This window comes from Marinirhabdus gelatinilytica (assembly GCF_003353425.1).
GTDB classification, from domain to species: Bacteria; Bacteroidota; Bacteroidia; order Flavobacteriales; family Flavobacteriaceae; genus Marinirhabdus; species Marinirhabdus gelatinilytica.
Genome location: NZ_QRAO01000002.1, coordinates 413,248 through 426,596, shown reverse-complemented (window position 1 = coordinate 426,596; position 13,349 = coordinate 413,248). Strand labels below are relative to the sequence as shown.

At 41.1% G+C, this 13,349-nt stretch carries 15 protein-coding genes and 1 tRNA gene; 3 read left to right on the top strand and 13 right to left on the bottom strand.

The window, feature by feature from the left end:
- Positions 1-40: 40 nt before the first annotated feature.
- Positions 41-601, top strand: coding sequence for a YqgE/AlgH family protein (locus C8D94_RS08060; protein ID WP_115123412.1), 561 nt, complete (start codon positions 41-43; stop codon positions 599-601).
- Here C8D94_RS08060 and C8D94_RS08055 read toward each other — a convergent pair.
- From C8D94_RS08055 to hisS, 4 genes are all read right to left on the bottom strand, one after another.
- Positions 598-1,443 (bottom strand): aminotransferase class IV, encoded by an 846-nt coding sequence (locus C8D94_RS08055; protein ID WP_115123411.1) that lies wholly within the window; start codon positions 1,441-1,443, stop codon positions 598-600. The genes C8D94_RS08060 and C8D94_RS08055 overlap by 4 nt on opposite strands.
- A gap of 64 nt (positions 1,444-1,507) precedes the next feature.
- The gene (locus tag C8D94_RS08050) at positions 1,508-1,894 is read right to left on the bottom strand and encodes an START-like domain-containing protein (RefSeq protein WP_115123410.1); all 387 of its coding nucleotides are present in this window, start codon (positions 1,892-1,894) and stop codon (positions 1,508-1,510) included.
- 130 nt (positions 1,895-2,024) lie between these two features.
- Positions 2,025-2,098 (bottom strand) — tRNA-Met (locus C8D94_RS08045).
- 57 nt (positions 2,099-2,155) lie between these two features.
- Positions 2,156-3,523 carry a histidine--tRNA ligase gene (gene hisS / locus C8D94_RS08040; RefSeq protein ID WP_115123409.1) on the bottom strand — a complete coding sequence of 456 codons (1,368 nt, stop codon included), beginning with the start codon at positions 3,521-3,523 and terminating at the stop codon, positions 2,156-2,158.
- Positions 3,524-3,775: 252 nt separating this feature from the next.
- On the opposite strand from hisS, the gene C8D94_RS08035 reads away from it, so the two are divergent.
- Positions 3,776-5,017, top strand: coding sequence for an ABC transporter permease (locus C8D94_RS08035; protein ID WP_115123408.1), 1,242 nt, complete (start codon positions 3,776-3,778; stop codon positions 5,015-5,017).
- Between the two features lie 64 nt (positions 5,018-5,081).
- Here C8D94_RS08035 and C8D94_RS08030 read toward each other — a convergent pair whose 3' ends face one another.
- The 4 genes from C8D94_RS08030 to rpsF form a co-directional block, all read right to left on the bottom strand.
- On the bottom strand, positions 5,082-5,570 hold the full coding sequence (locus C8D94_RS08030) for a DUF6495 family protein (protein WP_115123407.1): 489 nt from the start codon (positions 5,568-5,570) through the stop codon (positions 5,082-5,084).
- Between the two features lie 108 nt (positions 5,571-5,678).
- Positions 5,679-6,134: a 50S ribosomal protein L9 gene (rplI, locus tag C8D94_RS08025; protein ID WP_115123406.1), complete on the bottom strand. Its 456-nt coding sequence runs from the start codon at positions 6,132-6,134 to the stop codon at positions 5,679-5,681.
- 12 nt (positions 6,135-6,146) lie between these two features.
- Entirely contained in the window at positions 6,147-6,443 is a 297-nt protein-coding gene (gene rpsR / locus C8D94_RS08020; protein WP_115123405.1) for a 30S ribosomal protein S18, read from the bottom strand.
- A 3-nt stretch (positions 6,444-6,446) separates the two neighbouring features.
- Positions 6,447-6,794, bottom strand: coding sequence for a 30S ribosomal protein S6 (gene rpsF / locus C8D94_RS08015; protein ID WP_115123404.1), 348 nt, complete (start codon positions 6,792-6,794; stop codon positions 6,447-6,449).
- Between the two features lie 253 nt (positions 6,795-7,047).
- On the opposite strand from rpsF, the gene C8D94_RS08010 reads away from it, so the two are divergent.
- Positions 7,048-7,761 (top strand): LytR/AlgR family response regulator transcription factor, encoded by a 714-nt coding sequence (locus C8D94_RS08010; protein WP_115123403.1) that lies wholly within the window; start codon positions 7,048-7,050, stop codon positions 7,759-7,761.
- On the opposite strand, the gene priA is transcribed toward C8D94_RS08010, so the two are convergent.
- The 5 genes from priA to nadC all read right to left on the bottom strand — a co-directional run bounded on the left by priA (position 7,758) and on the right by nadC (position 13,287).
- On the bottom strand, positions 7,758-10,208 hold the full coding sequence (priA, locus tag C8D94_RS08005; protein WP_115123402.1) for a replication restart helicase PriA: 2,451 nt from the start codon (positions 10,206-10,208) through the stop codon (positions 7,758-7,760). The genes C8D94_RS08010 and priA overlap by 4 nt on opposite strands.
- Positions 10,209-10,429: 221 nt before the next feature.
- Positions 10,430-10,858, bottom strand: coding sequence for a DUF2147 domain-containing protein (locus tag C8D94_RS08000; RefSeq protein ID WP_115123609.1), 429 nt, complete (start codon positions 10,856-10,858; stop codon positions 10,430-10,432).
- A 17-nt stretch (positions 10,859-10,875) separates the two neighbouring features.
- On the bottom strand, positions 10,876-11,439 hold the full coding sequence (locus tag C8D94_RS07995) for a chalcone isomerase family protein (protein ID WP_115123401.1): 564 nt from the start codon (positions 11,437-11,439) through the stop codon (positions 10,876-10,878).
- 22 nt (positions 11,440-11,461) lie between these two features.
- Complete coding sequence (locus tag C8D94_RS07990) at positions 11,462-12,430, bottom strand: YihY/virulence factor BrkB family protein (RefSeq protein ID WP_115123400.1); 969 nt, start codon at positions 12,428-12,430, stop codon at positions 11,462-11,464.
- The gene (gene nadC / locus C8D94_RS07985) at positions 12,430-13,287 is read right to left on the bottom strand and encodes a carboxylating nicotinate-nucleotide diphosphorylase (protein ID WP_115123399.1); all 858 of its coding nucleotides are present in this window, start codon (positions 13,285-13,287) and stop codon (positions 12,430-12,432) included. The genes C8D94_RS07990 and nadC overlap by 1 nt, the downstream gene beginning before the upstream one ends.
- Positions 13,288-13,349 lie beyond the last annotated feature (62 nt).

Below are 13,349 nucleotides of genomic sequence, written 5' to 3'. Positions count from 1 at the left end.
AAAAATTAATAGTTAGATTTATTTTAGAAACCAACTAGAAATGACCTCTCTAAAACCAACCAAAGGCGTCCTACTCGTTGCAGAACCCTCTATAATAGGCGATGTATCCTTTAATCGCTCCGTTGTTCTGTTGGCTGAGTACAATACAGAAGGATCGGTAGGTTTTATACTCAACAAGCCCTTGGAATACACCCTAAAGGACTTTATCCCCGAGATAAATTCTGAACTCATTGTGTACAATGGCGGTCCTGTAGAACAAGATAATCTCTATTTTATCCATACTGTTCCACACCTTGTTCCGGGTAGTATCGAGATTTCCAACGGTATCTATTGGGGAGGCGATTTTGCCGCAATAGCCGATTTACTGAAAAACAACCAAATCAAGGATGACCAGATTCGGTTTTTCTTGGGGTATTCTGGATGGGACCATTTGCAACTGGAACAAGAGCTGGAATTGAACAGTTGGGTGGTAACCCCAAATAAGTATGAAAATAAGATTATTGGTAAATCCTATTTCGATTTTTGGAAAGAAAAAATGATCGAGTTTGGCGGTGACTACGTTATTTGGAGCAATGCTCCGGAAAACCCCAACTATAATTAGCCCAGTCTAGCCTTTACATTCAGTTTTTGGAGCAATTCCTTTGCTACCGTATTGCCGTATTCTTTCTTTCGGTATTTTGAAATAGGCTGAATTCCCACAATGGTATTGGTAATAAAAATTTCGTCTGCCTTTTGGAGCTCAAAGGGAGATACAGAAGCTTCTTCCAAGATATAATCTGGCACCTGTCCCAAAATCTTGATGATTTGTTTCCGAAGAATACCATTTAAACAACCATCGGACAGTGGAGGTGTCTTTATCTTATAACCGTTCACTAAAAAGATATTACCGTTAAGGGCCTCAACCACTTGTCTTTTATCGTTAAGGAGCAAACAGTTGGCATAGTCGTTCTCTTGTGCATAGATACTTCCCAAAACGTTTATGATCCGGTTATTGGACTTTAGGGTGGACAGCAAACCGGCCGTAACGTAATGGTCCTTAAAAAGTTCTACCTCATAGAAATCTCCTGAAATGGTATAGAAAGGATTCTCTAGGATTTCAGTAGTGATACAAAACGAAACATCCTTTGCAGTGGGAGTATACTTCCCCCCTTCCTCACGCCAAACTAAAAGCTTTATACGGTAGGTTTTGTTTTTTTGGCCCTCAGCTTCAACAGTTTTTAAAATTTCAGCTTCGAGAAACTCTGGGGTATAGGTCATTGGGATTTCCATACGCATGATACGCATGGAGGCCATGAGCCTAAAATAGTGGTCCTCCCAAAACAATACCTTGCCAGCGGATACACGTAGGGTCTCAAAAACAGCATCGCCGTAGTTTAAACCCCTGTTGGCATAAGAGATGGTAGTTTCAGATTCTGAGAGCAGTTGTGTGTTGTGATTTACCATAAAAAAACCGCCCCTTTTTGGGACGGCGCAAAGATATTATAATTCTTTCCGTATGGAAAATTGTTTAGGTAGAACCTAGGATTTGTTTTAGGTCCGAAACCATATTCTCCCATAGCATCTTACCTTCTTCCACTTCGTCTTCTTCGGCAAAATCGGTTACCATGAGGGAAACGTCCTTGGTAATCTCGTCTACTTGTATACGGAGTTCAAAAAAGTAATCGGTCTCCTCGTCTGTCATCCAGCGAAACTTGATGCGCTCGTTGGTCTTTTTGCCCAGTAGCTTTGCTTTTTCTTCGCTTCCGTCCCAGATAAAGGTGAAGAATTCTCCACGGGAGTTTACATTGTCTGCATACCACTCGCTCATCCCCGAAGGTGTTGAGATATATTGGTACAAAAGCGATGGAGAGGCCTTGATGACAAACTCCATTTCGTATTTTACTTTTTCTTCCATAGTACTTGTTAGTTCTTGCCCAATATATAGATTAATTTTAAAAAACAGGTTTGTTTGTTCTATTTTTTGTGAAGAAGATTATTTAGTAAGGCACTAAAAAAAATCCCCCCAGTTTCCTGAAGGGATTTTGTAGCGAGAAGGAGACTTGAACTCCTGACCTCCGGGTTATGAATCCGACGCTCTAACCACCTGAGCTACCTCGCCGTTTTTGCGGTTGCAAATATAGAAACAAATTATTGCTGGTGCAAAGATAAATTTAGGTTATTTAAGCTTGGAAAGTAACTGTGCACGATCCAACTTTAGCTGCTCCCCACTTTTCATATTTTTTAGGGTGTAGTTACCATCGCTCATCTCACTCTCGCCAGCCAACACAACAAAGGGAATGTCACGTTTGTCCGCATAGCCCATTTGTTTGCCCATCTTGGTACTATCTGGGTATAGCTCTGCGGGAATACCCTCTTTCCGCAATGCTGAAATGGCCTGCATCGCATACAATGCTTCTTTTTCACCAAAGTTGATGAAGAGCACCCTGGTATTTGCTGTAACGGTTTTCGGAAATAAATCGAGCTCTTCCAGGACAAGGTATATTCTATCCAAACCAAAAGAAATTCCTACCCCGCTCATATCCTTCATCCCGAATATTCCTGTAAGATCGTCATACCGGCCACCACCACCTATACTGCCCATAGCTACATTTTTGGGGGCGGCAACTTCAAAAATGGCACCTGTGTAGTAGTTGAGTCCACGGGCCAAGGTTACATCTATTTCAAGAGTGGCTGCTGAAAGTTTTAAGGTTTCAATTGCGTTTACGATACATTCCATTTCCGAAATCCCCTCCATCCCAATTGTTGAAACGGACAACAAAGTTTTTAACGTAGCTAATTTTTCCGAAGCATTCCCGCTTACCGAAAACAAAGGCTTCAGTTTTTCTATGGCATCTTGTGAGATACCCTTTTCCAGCATTTCGGCTTTTACTTTTTCTTCGCCTATCTTGTCCAGCTTGTCGAGGGCAACGGTAAAGTCTATTAGTTTGTCCTCCGCGCCAATCATTTCGGCTATACCGCTCAGGATCTTGCGGTTGTTCATTTTTATGGTAACCCCGTCCAATTTCAGCTTGTTGAACACGGTGTCGTACAATTGCACAAACTCTACTTCCTGCCATAGCGAGGTACTTCCCACCACATCTGCATCGCACTGGTAAAATTCCCGGAAACGTCCTTTTTGGGGCCTATCTGCCCGCCAAACCGGCTGGATCTGGTAGCGTTTAAAAGGAAAGGTAATATCGTTTTGGTGCTGCACTACATAGCGCGCAAATGGTACTGTTAAATCGTAGCGGAGGGCTTTTTCTGAAATTTTCGGGGTGAGTTTCCCGCTGTCCTTTTCAGTATAGGTAGCATCGTCCACTTTCCGAAGATAGTCCCCACTATTCAAAATCTTAAAAATCAATCTGTCCCCTTCTTCTCCATATTTTCCCATCAAGGTTTCGCTGTTCTCAAAACTGGGGGTCTCGATAGGCTGAAAACCAAAATTGTGGAACGCACCTTTAATAGTGTCCATAATATAGTTACGGCGGGTTACTTCAACAGGGGAAAAATCGCGGGTACCTTTTGGGATGCTGGGTTTTTTCAAAAGTATTCAATTTAAGTGTAGGCCCTTCGACAGGCCCAGGGTGACAAATATTTTACAAATATCCTAATTTCTAATTGAAAACATGTTTTGAAATCGTTTCATTTGTATAGAATTTAGGATAATAAATTACAAACATTCCAAAAAGTGCCTTCCCCTCGTTTGTGCCTCATTCGTCGGAGGTAAATCAAGGGGAATTAATCTGTAACTTTATTTCAGTTTTGTAGTCTAACGATAAATCCTTACCACCAACCTATGTTTTCACTCTTTCGGGAAAATATCCGTATTGCGCTGGACAGCATCAGGAGCCAGCTGTTGCGCACCATCCTCACCATAATCATTATTGGGATTGGTATCTGGGCACTGGTGGGCATCCTGAGTGCGGTAAAGGCACTGGAGAATACCATCTCGGGCGATTTTGCCTCCATGGGTGCCAATACCTTTAATATACAACGCTACGAGTTTCAAGTGAACAGTAACCGCGGCGGTGAGAAGCGAAAGGTGAACCCCATTATTAGCTACAACAACATTCGTGAGTTTTTAGATATTTACGAATACCCCTTTTCGCAAACATCGGTTTCATTTCTGGGGACCAATGCAGCCGAAGTAAAGTATGAAAGCGAAAAAACCGACCCCGAGGCCCAGGTATATGGCGTTAACGAAAACTATCTGGAAAATACGGGTACCAAGATTGATCGTGGCCGAAATTTCACATTTTTTGACATACAGAACAATGCAAAGGTATGTTTGCTGGGAGCAGATTTCACCAAAAACCTATTCAAGGACGACAACCCCATTAATAAGACCATAAGCATTCGCGGAGTAAAATTTAAGGTTATTGGTCTCTTGGAAAGTAAGGGAAGTACCTTTGGTAACAACCAAGACCTTAAAGTGCTCATCCCCATACAGGTGGCGAGGGGCATTTATACCAATGCCAATATTAATTACACCATTAGCATACGGGTGGACGATAAGGAAATGTTGCAGGGAGCACAGGACGAGGCGATAGTAAAATTCAGAAATGTACGTGGCCTGAGCCCAATTGAGGAAAACAATTTTGGGATTGAGCGTAGCGACGATCTTATTAATCGTATTGGGAGTATTACCGGGGCCTTATCTATTGCCGCCTGGATTATTAGTATCATCACCATTTTAGGCTCTTCTATTGCGCTTATGAATATTATGCTCGTTTCAGTTACTGAACGTACCCGTGAAATTGGTGTTCGAAAGGCACTTGGCGCGAAGCGTAAAACCATTTCCCTTCAGTTTTTTATGGAAACTATCGTTATTGGACAATTGGGGAGTGTTTTAGGAATTGTACTGGGATTGATAACCGGGTGGTTGTTTGCGTATTTTACTGGGTTCGATTTCAGCTTACCTTGGGACGCAATGATTGGGGCTACCATTATTTCATTTGTAACCGCTGTTATAGCTGGTTCTTATCCAGCCACCAAAGCTGCAAAATTGGACCCGATTGAGAGTTTGCGCTATGAGTAATACTGGAAAGAGTGGTACCTTCAGGAAAAAAAACAGATTCTTCTGAAGAAGCTATCGTTTTAAATCACTCTCCTTCTTTCGCAAGCCTTAAAATATCCTCAAAAAATTGGTACAACTCCCCTTTCGTAATCACGGCTCCCTGTTGTATCAAACTGAAAATATCGCCACTCTTGTCCTCTGAAAAGGGCTTGCTGGCGGTAAAGAACTCTACCGAATCCTCTGCATAGTTTTGCTGAAGCCATCGATAGCCTTCAGTAGTGGTGATATCTATTTCTGGTTCTGTGATCTTTAAGGAAATCAAGTGCATTTCCTTTTCAGCTACCTTAAATAGAAACAGTTGCTGTGGTGATAGATTTTCAAGATATTGTGCCTTTTGCAACACCCCTTCCCATACCAGGTCGCTGAATATGTCCAGTTCTTCCTCGGCAACTTCGGGCTTTTTGGCCTTTATCTCTTGCCACTCCTGCGCCGTGATGGATTGGGTAGCTAAAAAATTAATGAATTCTTGCTGCAGTTCTTCAAATTGTTCTTTGGTGAGTCTTGAATATTTCATGGCTTCTTTTTTCGGGAAATCGTTAGCTATTCATTTCAGTAAAAACTGAATATAAAAAAGACCCTTTCAAAAAAATGAAAAGGTCTTCCTGTAAATTTGAGATACTTTTTAGTTAGCTTCCGCTACAACATCAAAAGTAAATGTCTCTACCACTTCTCTGTGAAAACGGATAGTGGCCTCATACTGTCCGGTACGCTTAATGGCTCCACCGGCAATAGAGATATACTTCTTATCAATGGACACGTCTTCTTTTTCAAGAGCATTGGCCAAATCGGCATTCGTTACCGAACCGAAAAGCTTATCACCTTCGCCGGTCTTTGCAGAAATCTTGAACTCTAACAATTCGTTCAATTTATCAGCTTGCTTTTGGGCGTCCTCGATTACTTTCTTTTCTTTAAAAGCACGTTGCTTCAACGTTTCTTCCAATACTTTTCTCGCAGACGGGGTTGCCAATACAGCCATACCGTTTGGGATCAAGTAGTTTCTTCCGTACCCGTTCTTTACAGTAACAACATCGTCTGTAAACCCTAGGTGTTCTACGTCTTTCTTTAAAATCAATTCCATGGTTGTCCTGTTTTATTTATACAAATCGGTTACGTAAGGCATCAATGCCAAGTGACGTGCTCTCTTAACGGCAACGGCCACTTTACGTTGGTACTTTAATGAAGTTCCTGTTAAGCGGCGCGGTAACAATTTACCTTGCTCGTTCACAAAACTAGATAACCAGTCTGCGTCCTTGTAATCTACGTACTTGATACCAGATTTCTTGAAACGGCAGTACTTCTTTGCCTTGCTTGTCTCTATGTTCAAAGGGGTAAGATATCGTATCTCACCGTCTTTTTTTCCTTTTGCTTGCTGCTGTAATGTTGCCATAGCTTATGCAGTTTGTTTTTGTTTCTTGTTTCGGTTTCTTCTCTTCTCTGCCCAAGCAATCGCATGCTTGTCCAGACTTACGGTAAGGTAACGCATAACGCGCTCGTCACGTCTAAATTCCACCTCGAGGGGGTTTATTGCCTCACCGTCTACGGTGTACTCAAACAAGTGGTAAAAGCCACTTTTTTTGTGTTGGATCGCGTAGGCCAATTTCTTTAGCCCCCAATCTTCTTTCGATATCATCTTTGCACCTTTAGAAACAAGAAGGTCTTCGTATTTCTTTACTGTTTCCTTTATCTGCTCTTCAGATAAAACGGGATTCAAGATGAAAACAGTTTCGTAATGATTCATAAAAAATCTATTAATTAATACTATAAACACACCAGCACCTTGCTAATGAGCGTGCAAAAATACTATTTTTCTTAAAAACAACAAACCCTTGCGCTATCTATTTGCATAAAATATGAAGCAAGTTGTTCAATTTCAATTTGTAAGATTTTACTTTCTTGAATAGTTAAAATGCGATTTTCACACGACAAAAGTTAAAAATAACTACCATTCGTCGATTTTTTTTAATATTATTGTATATCAATTTAACGCAACCGTGGAAAAACCTATATTAAAATGTGCAATTGTGGACGACTCTACATTGCAACGCCTTTCAATAGTAAAATTAATCGAGAACCATCCTTCTTTGGATCTTGTAGCAGAATATAATAATGCCATTGAAGCAAAAATGGGGCTGGCGACCAATGAGATAGATCTGGTATTTCTTGATATCGAGATGCCAATCTTATCTGGGTTTGACCTGTTGGACGACCTTACCAACAAGCCACAAATAATATTTGTCACGGGTAAAACCAAGTATGCCTTTAAAGCTTTTGATTATGATGCGGTGGACTATTTAAGGAAACCTATTTCAAAAGATAGATTCCTGAATGCCGTTCACAAGGCCATCACCAACTACAAGCTGAAAAACGACGATGGCTTTGATGATGAAGATTTCATCTTTGTGAAGAGCAACCTTAAAAAAAGAAAGGTTTTCCTTAACGAACTTCGCTATATTGAAGCCCTTGGCGATTATGTGAAATTGGTGACCGAGCACGACGCACTTGTGGTACTCTCTACCATGAAGGCTTTTGAAAAGTTGTTGCCCTCGGACCGTTTTCTTCGAATCCACAAATCCTACATTGTAAATCTTGAAAAAGTAGAAAAATACAACAGTAAGATCATCGAGTTGGATACCGAGCAATTACCGCTGAGCCGAAACCGAAAAACCGATCTCGTAGAAGCCCTTGCAGCCAATATGCGCGCTTAATAATTATCTACATCTATTATTAACCTAACGCCCGAAAAATCTTTGATGGCGTTGAAACTGTGTTCAACTTTTTGAATGACGGCCTTGGTTTTTGCCAAAGATTGTTGTTTGGGAATCTTAACCATTACATTGCTGATAAATTGGTTTCGCACTCTACCTACTGGAGGAGGCTCTGGTCCTAGCACATATTCCCTAAACTGAAGTTGCAATGCTTTAGCGAACCATTGGGAAGCCTTTTGCATGGTATCGTAATTACGGTGCTTAAATGTAAACTTTATCGTTCTGTAAAAGGGTGGATATTTAAACTGGTACCTATCCTCGGTTTGTTGTTTGTACATTCCTCCATAATCGTTCGTGCTCACCATTTGCAATATTTGGTGGTACGGATTAAAGGTTTGTACCAACACTGTCCCCCTCTTTTTGGTACGTCCTGCCCTACCCGACACTTGCTGTAAAAGCTGAAAGCAACGCTCGTGCGCCCTGAAATCTGGAAAGTTGAGCAATGTATCTGCATTCATCACTCCCACCAAACTCACATTCCTAAAATCCAAGCCTTTTGCCACCATTTGGGTACCCACCAAAATATCTATATCACGGTTTTCCAGTTTTTCAATAAGTTTTGCGTAGGCGTGTTTCCCACGCGTAGTATCTTGGTCCATCCTAGCAATGGAGTGTTCTGGGAAAATGGCTTTTAATTCTGTTTCAATTTGTTCGGTGCCAAAACCCTTGGTATCCAGCGTTGGGCTTCCACAAGCAAAGCAGGCAGCCATCATTTGCATATGGTAACCACAATAATGGCAACGCAACTGCCCCTTGTGTTTATGATACGTGAGGCTTACATCGCAATTGGGACATTGGGGGGCGGTTCCACAAGTCGTACACTCTACAAATGGCGAAAACCCACGCCTGTTCTGGAACAAAATTACTTGTTCTTCATTAGCCAACGCTTCTTGTATAGCTTCTAACAACCTATCGCTAAAATGCCCCTTCATCAACTTTTTTTTGTGCTTCTCCTTAATGTCCACCAATTCAATCTCAGGCATCAATACATTCCCGAAACGTTGTTTCAGTTCGGTAAAACCATATTTATCATGTTGGGCATTGTAGTAGCTTTCCAAAGAAGGAGTGGCGCTTCCCAAAAGTGTTTTTGCCCCGTGAAGACCAGCCAGCACTATGGCCGCATCCCTACCGTGATAACGTGGTGATGGATTGAATTGTTTAAAAGAGGGTTCGTGCTCCTCGTCCACCACTACCAAGCCCAAATCCTGGAACGGTAAAAACAAGGAAGACCTTGCCCCTATTATAATTTGTGCTTTTTGTAAGTTTTCCAGCACGTTGTTCCATACTTCAACACGCTCATTCACAGAATATTTTGAGTGGTACACAGAAACCTTTTCACCAAAATAATTTTGCAAACGTGTTATGAGTTGGGTAGTTAGGGCAATTTCAGGAAGCATGTACAGCACCTGTCTTCCTTTCTTTAAAGTTTCAGCAATTAGTTTTACGTATATTTCAGTTTTTCCGCTAGAGGTAACACCGTGAAGGAGCGTAATCTCTTTTTCATCAAAGGATTTTTTAATCGCATTAAAAACCTGTTCCTGTTGCTCGCTGAGTGCTTTAATGGGCTTGGTCTCTTCCCCGGAATATTGAACCCTATCCCGTTGCTCGTAAAATTCCTCTAAAATGTTCTTGTCCAATAGTGCCTTGATTACCGTAGCGGTAGTATTGCTCTTTTTTTGTAGTGCGAGTGCCTCTATTGGTTTTTTTTGTTGGGAAGAAAGCATAAAGAGCGTCATTAACACTTCTTTTTGCTTGGGGGCACTGTTCATTTTATCTAGAAGCGATCTCAGATTTTCTTCGGAAGTATATTGGGGAGCGAGTTTCACGTACCGTTTCATTTTTGGGACATATTGCTCGTACACTTCCTCTTCAATAGTAATTACCCCTTTTTCATATAAGGCTTTGGTAACCGAAACCACATTTTTTCGGTCCAAAATATTTCTAACATCGTTTATATGCAGCGAGGATTGGTTGCGAAGGGCTTCCAACACCATAAACTCATCGTCTGAAAATTTCGACTCGTCCACCGAACTTTCTTCGTTCAATACAATAATGGTCTCACTTTCCAGCAAATATGCACTTGGCAGTGCTGCGCGGACCACCTCTCCCAACGTACACATATAATACGATGCTATCCACTCCCAATGTTGCAACTGTTTTGGTGTTATAATTGGATCTTCATCAAGGATCTGGTGTATGTCCTTGGTCTCATAGGCAGGGGGATTGTTACTGTGTACATTGTACACTATTGCAGTATACACCTTGGTCTTCCCAAATGGCACCGCTACCCGCATCCCCGGGCGTAAAAAATGTGCTTCGTCCTTGTTTACGCTGTAGGTAAAAGTTTGCTTTAAAGGAATGGGCAGTATTACGTTTATGAAGTACACGGTGGCGGGTTGGTGGGTTTGTTAATTGGTGAGTTAGGATTTACTTTTTTTATCTTACTAACTGAAAATTGAATAAAAACACCCCCTCCTTACCTCCCCTTCGAAGGGGAGGGATTTTATCTTCCCCTTGAAGGGGGCTAGAGGGATGCCTTAGCAACAAGGTAAAAATAAAAAAGGCCGTCCAGTATTTGGACGACCTTTGGTGTTACTTATCAACAGGGTTATTCTGCCCTTAACCAGTATTGTGTTCTTCCCAGTAGTGAAAAACCTACGTAACCGCGCACTTTCAGTTTATTGGGTTCTTCTAGTTCTATATAGCATTTGTAAAGGGTTCCACTTTCCGGATCCAGGATCTTACCGTCGTTATACTCGTCTCCATCTTTTTCGAGACCTCTTATGATCACTAGACCAAGGATAGGCTTATCCTTATCGTCTCCTTCGCATTCGGTACAAACGGCATCCACACGGTCTTCGTTAAGGATTTCGGCAACCTTTCCGTATACTTTACCGTCTTGTTCGTAAATTTCTACAATAGATTTTGCAACCCCTGTGTTATCGTCAATAGTTTTCCATTTACCCAATACACTTTGTGCAGTAACAGAAGTTGCTGCAATCAATAGGACTGCAAGGGTAGTGCATAATTTATTCATAATTTTCATTTAATTTTTTATTTACCTAACATTGCTTTTTTCAGTTTGCTGTCGGCTGGATCATCTCCCAACCAAATCCCGAATAGTGCTTTCTTAAAGGCCATACCAGAGATGGTTCCCAATTCTTTACCATTTTTGTAGGCAACTACGCCTTTTCCTTTTTGGTAAGTAATATCAAAAACATTGTTTTCAACTATTTCATCGCTGAAGAAGCCAATGAATTTTTCTATTTCAGAAGAAAGAGAAGAAGTGTTACCATCCAAGGAAGCATCAAATCCTTCACGAACAGCATCGCTCATAGCCTCACTGGAAACAAAACTGGAGGTAATGTGCAGCTTTATGGCCATGGTCTCATCTGCATTTATAATGCTCTTTGCATTAGAAGATTTATCTTGAAGGTACAATCCTCCTGAATACAATTTAAGCACAAAGGCCTTTTTACGTATCCCGGCACCGTTCAAGGCCAGATCTTCACCACCAAAATTAACAGAGTTTGGAAGTGTTACAGCACCAACTTGGGTTTGGGCCACAGCAGTGTTTGCCGTGAAGACAATGGCGAGAAGTATTAGTATTTTTTTCATGGTTTTGAGTGTTAAGGTTTATTTAAGTGTTTGAATTTTTATCCTTTAATCGCTGCAGTGAAATATTGAGCTCGAACCCTAGCAGCAAGAGGTTCGAATTTATCCAAATATATAACATCATAATCAATAATGCTCCAATAGAACCGTAGAGTTCGTTATAATTTGAAAAATTATTGATGTAAACAGTGAACAAATAGGTAGTTACCAAAAAAAGTAACGTTGTAACAATTGCTCCAATAGACACAAAACGGGAGTGTTTCCCTTCTTTGGTACCATAGTAGTACAGAGTTGCAATTACTATATATATCATTATGGTAAAGACCGTGAACTGCAGCAGGGTTATCCAAAAAACATCGTCACTGATATACTCTCTTCCTACTAAATTGGCAATTACATATTCGCCGTACAAGATGACCCCAACCGTAATTAACAACAACAATGCCAAAAAGATAGAAACAAGAAAGGCAATACCGTACTGTCTGAAGAAGTTTCGGTTAATGGTTACATGAAAGGAATACTCAAAAGCACTGAATATGGCATTTACACCATTGGCTGCCAAGAAAAGCGACAACATAATGGAGACCGATAGCAACCCTCCCCTTGTATTTACGGCAATATCTGCAATTATGGGATAGAAAAACTCTGTTGTTTGTGCGGGCAGCAATTCTCCGATAAACACCAAAAACCGTTGTTGGAACCCCTCAATGGGCACGTAGGGTATCAGGTTCAATATAAAAAGTAAAAACGGAAACAGGGCCACAAAAAAACTGTACGCAATAGAGCTGGCACGAGAGGAAAACGTACCTTTTATAATACCCGTTCCATAAATATCCAGCAGTTGATAAAGCGACAGCCCATTAGAACCCGGGACTATTATCTTTTTACTTTTTTTAAGAAAATAGGTGCCTATAGGTAAAAAAATCGATGCCAGTTTTTTTAGCAAGGATCTTTTTTGAGGATCGGTATTTTCAGAAACCTCCTCTTGGACCATTATACAGCTTTTAAACTCAAATCCATATTGTAAACCGAGTGCGTCAAGGCGCCACTGGAAATATAGTCTACGCCACAGTCGGCATATTTTCTAACGGTTTCCAGATTGATTCCTCCGCTGGATTCGGTAAGGCATGTATCGCCAATCATTGCAACGGCCTTTCGGGTATCCTCGTAGTTAAAATTATCTATCAACACTCTGTAAACGCCTTCATTTTCTAGAATTTCGGCTATTTCTTCCAAGTTCCTTGCCTCAACAATTATTTTTAGATCCAGACTGTTGGTTTCAAGATAATTTCTTGTGGTCTGGATAGCCTTTGTAATTCCACCACAAAAATCTATGTGGTTGTCCTTCAGCATAATCATGTCGTACAATGCAAACCGGTGGTTCTCGCCACCACCAATCTTTACGGCCCATTTTTCCAGGGCGCGAATACCGGGAGTTGTTTTTCGGGTATCGAGAATCTTGGTGCCCGTTCCTTCGAGCAATTGTACAAACTTATTGGTTTTTGTTGCAATGGCGCTCATACGCTGCATGGCATTTAGGACCAGACGTTCTGCTTTTAAAATAGATTGCGAACTTCCAGAGACAAAAAAGGCAATATCTCCATAAGACACTGTCTCACCATCCTGAATCTTTACATCTACCTCAAGCCCGTTGTCCACATAATCGAACACTTGCCTTGCAAAATCTACCCCTGCGATAATACCTTCATCCTTTACGAGCAATTTTGCTGTCCCGGTTGCGTCTTCGGGAATGCACGCCAAGGAACTGTGATCACCATTTCCTACATCCTCTCTAATGGCATTGGCAATGATACCATCTATTTCTTTCTGAAATTTTTTTTCTGAAATCATTTTCTAAAATCAATTTTTAGCTAAGGTAGGAAAAGCGTAGCATTATGCCTTGACGGCAAAGG

Coding starts and splice junctions, on each gene's coding strand:
- C8D94_RS08060 (WP_115123412.1), top strand. CDS start 41: ATGACCTCTCTAAAACCAACCAAAGGCGTCCTACTCGTTGCAGAACCC.
- C8D94_RS08055 (WP_115123411.1), bottom strand. CDS start 1,443: ATGGTAAATCACAACACACAACTGCTCTCAGAATCTGAAACTACCATC.
- C8D94_RS08050 (WP_115123410.1), bottom strand. CDS start 1,894: ATGGAAGAAAAAGTAAAATACGAAATGGAGTTTGTCATCAAGGCCTCT.
- C8D94_RS08035 (WP_115123408.1), top strand. CDS start 3,776: ATGTTTTCACTCTTTCGGGAAAATATCCGTATTGCGCTGGACAGCATC.
- C8D94_RS08030 (WP_115123407.1), bottom strand. CDS start 5,570: ATGAAATATTCAAGACTCACCAAAGAACAATTTGAAGAACTGCAGCAA.
- rplI (WP_115123406.1), bottom strand. CDS start 6,134: ATGGAATTGATTTTAAAGAAAGACGTAGAACACCTAGGGTTTACAGAC.
- rpsR (WP_115123405.1), bottom strand. CDS start 6,443: ATGGCAACATTACAGCAGCAAGCAAAAGGAAAAAAAGACGGTGAGATA.
- rpsF (WP_115123404.1), bottom strand. CDS start 6,794: ATGAATCATTACGAAACTGTTTTCATCTTGAATCCCGTTTTATCTGAA.
- C8D94_RS08000 (WP_115123609.1), bottom strand. CDS start 10,858: ATGAATAAATTATGCACTACCCTTGCAGTCCTATTGATTGCAGCAACT.
- C8D94_RS07995 (WP_115123401.1), bottom strand. CDS start 11,439: ATGAAAAAAATACTAATACTTCTCGCCATTGTCTTCACGGCAAACACT.
- C8D94_RS07990 (WP_115123400.1), bottom strand. CDS start 12,430: ATGGTCCAAGAGGAGGTTTCTGAAAATACCGATCCTCAAAAAAGATCC.
- nadC (WP_115123399.1), bottom strand. CDS start 13,287: ATGATTTCAGAAAAAAAATTTCAGAAAGAAATAGATGGTATCATTGCC.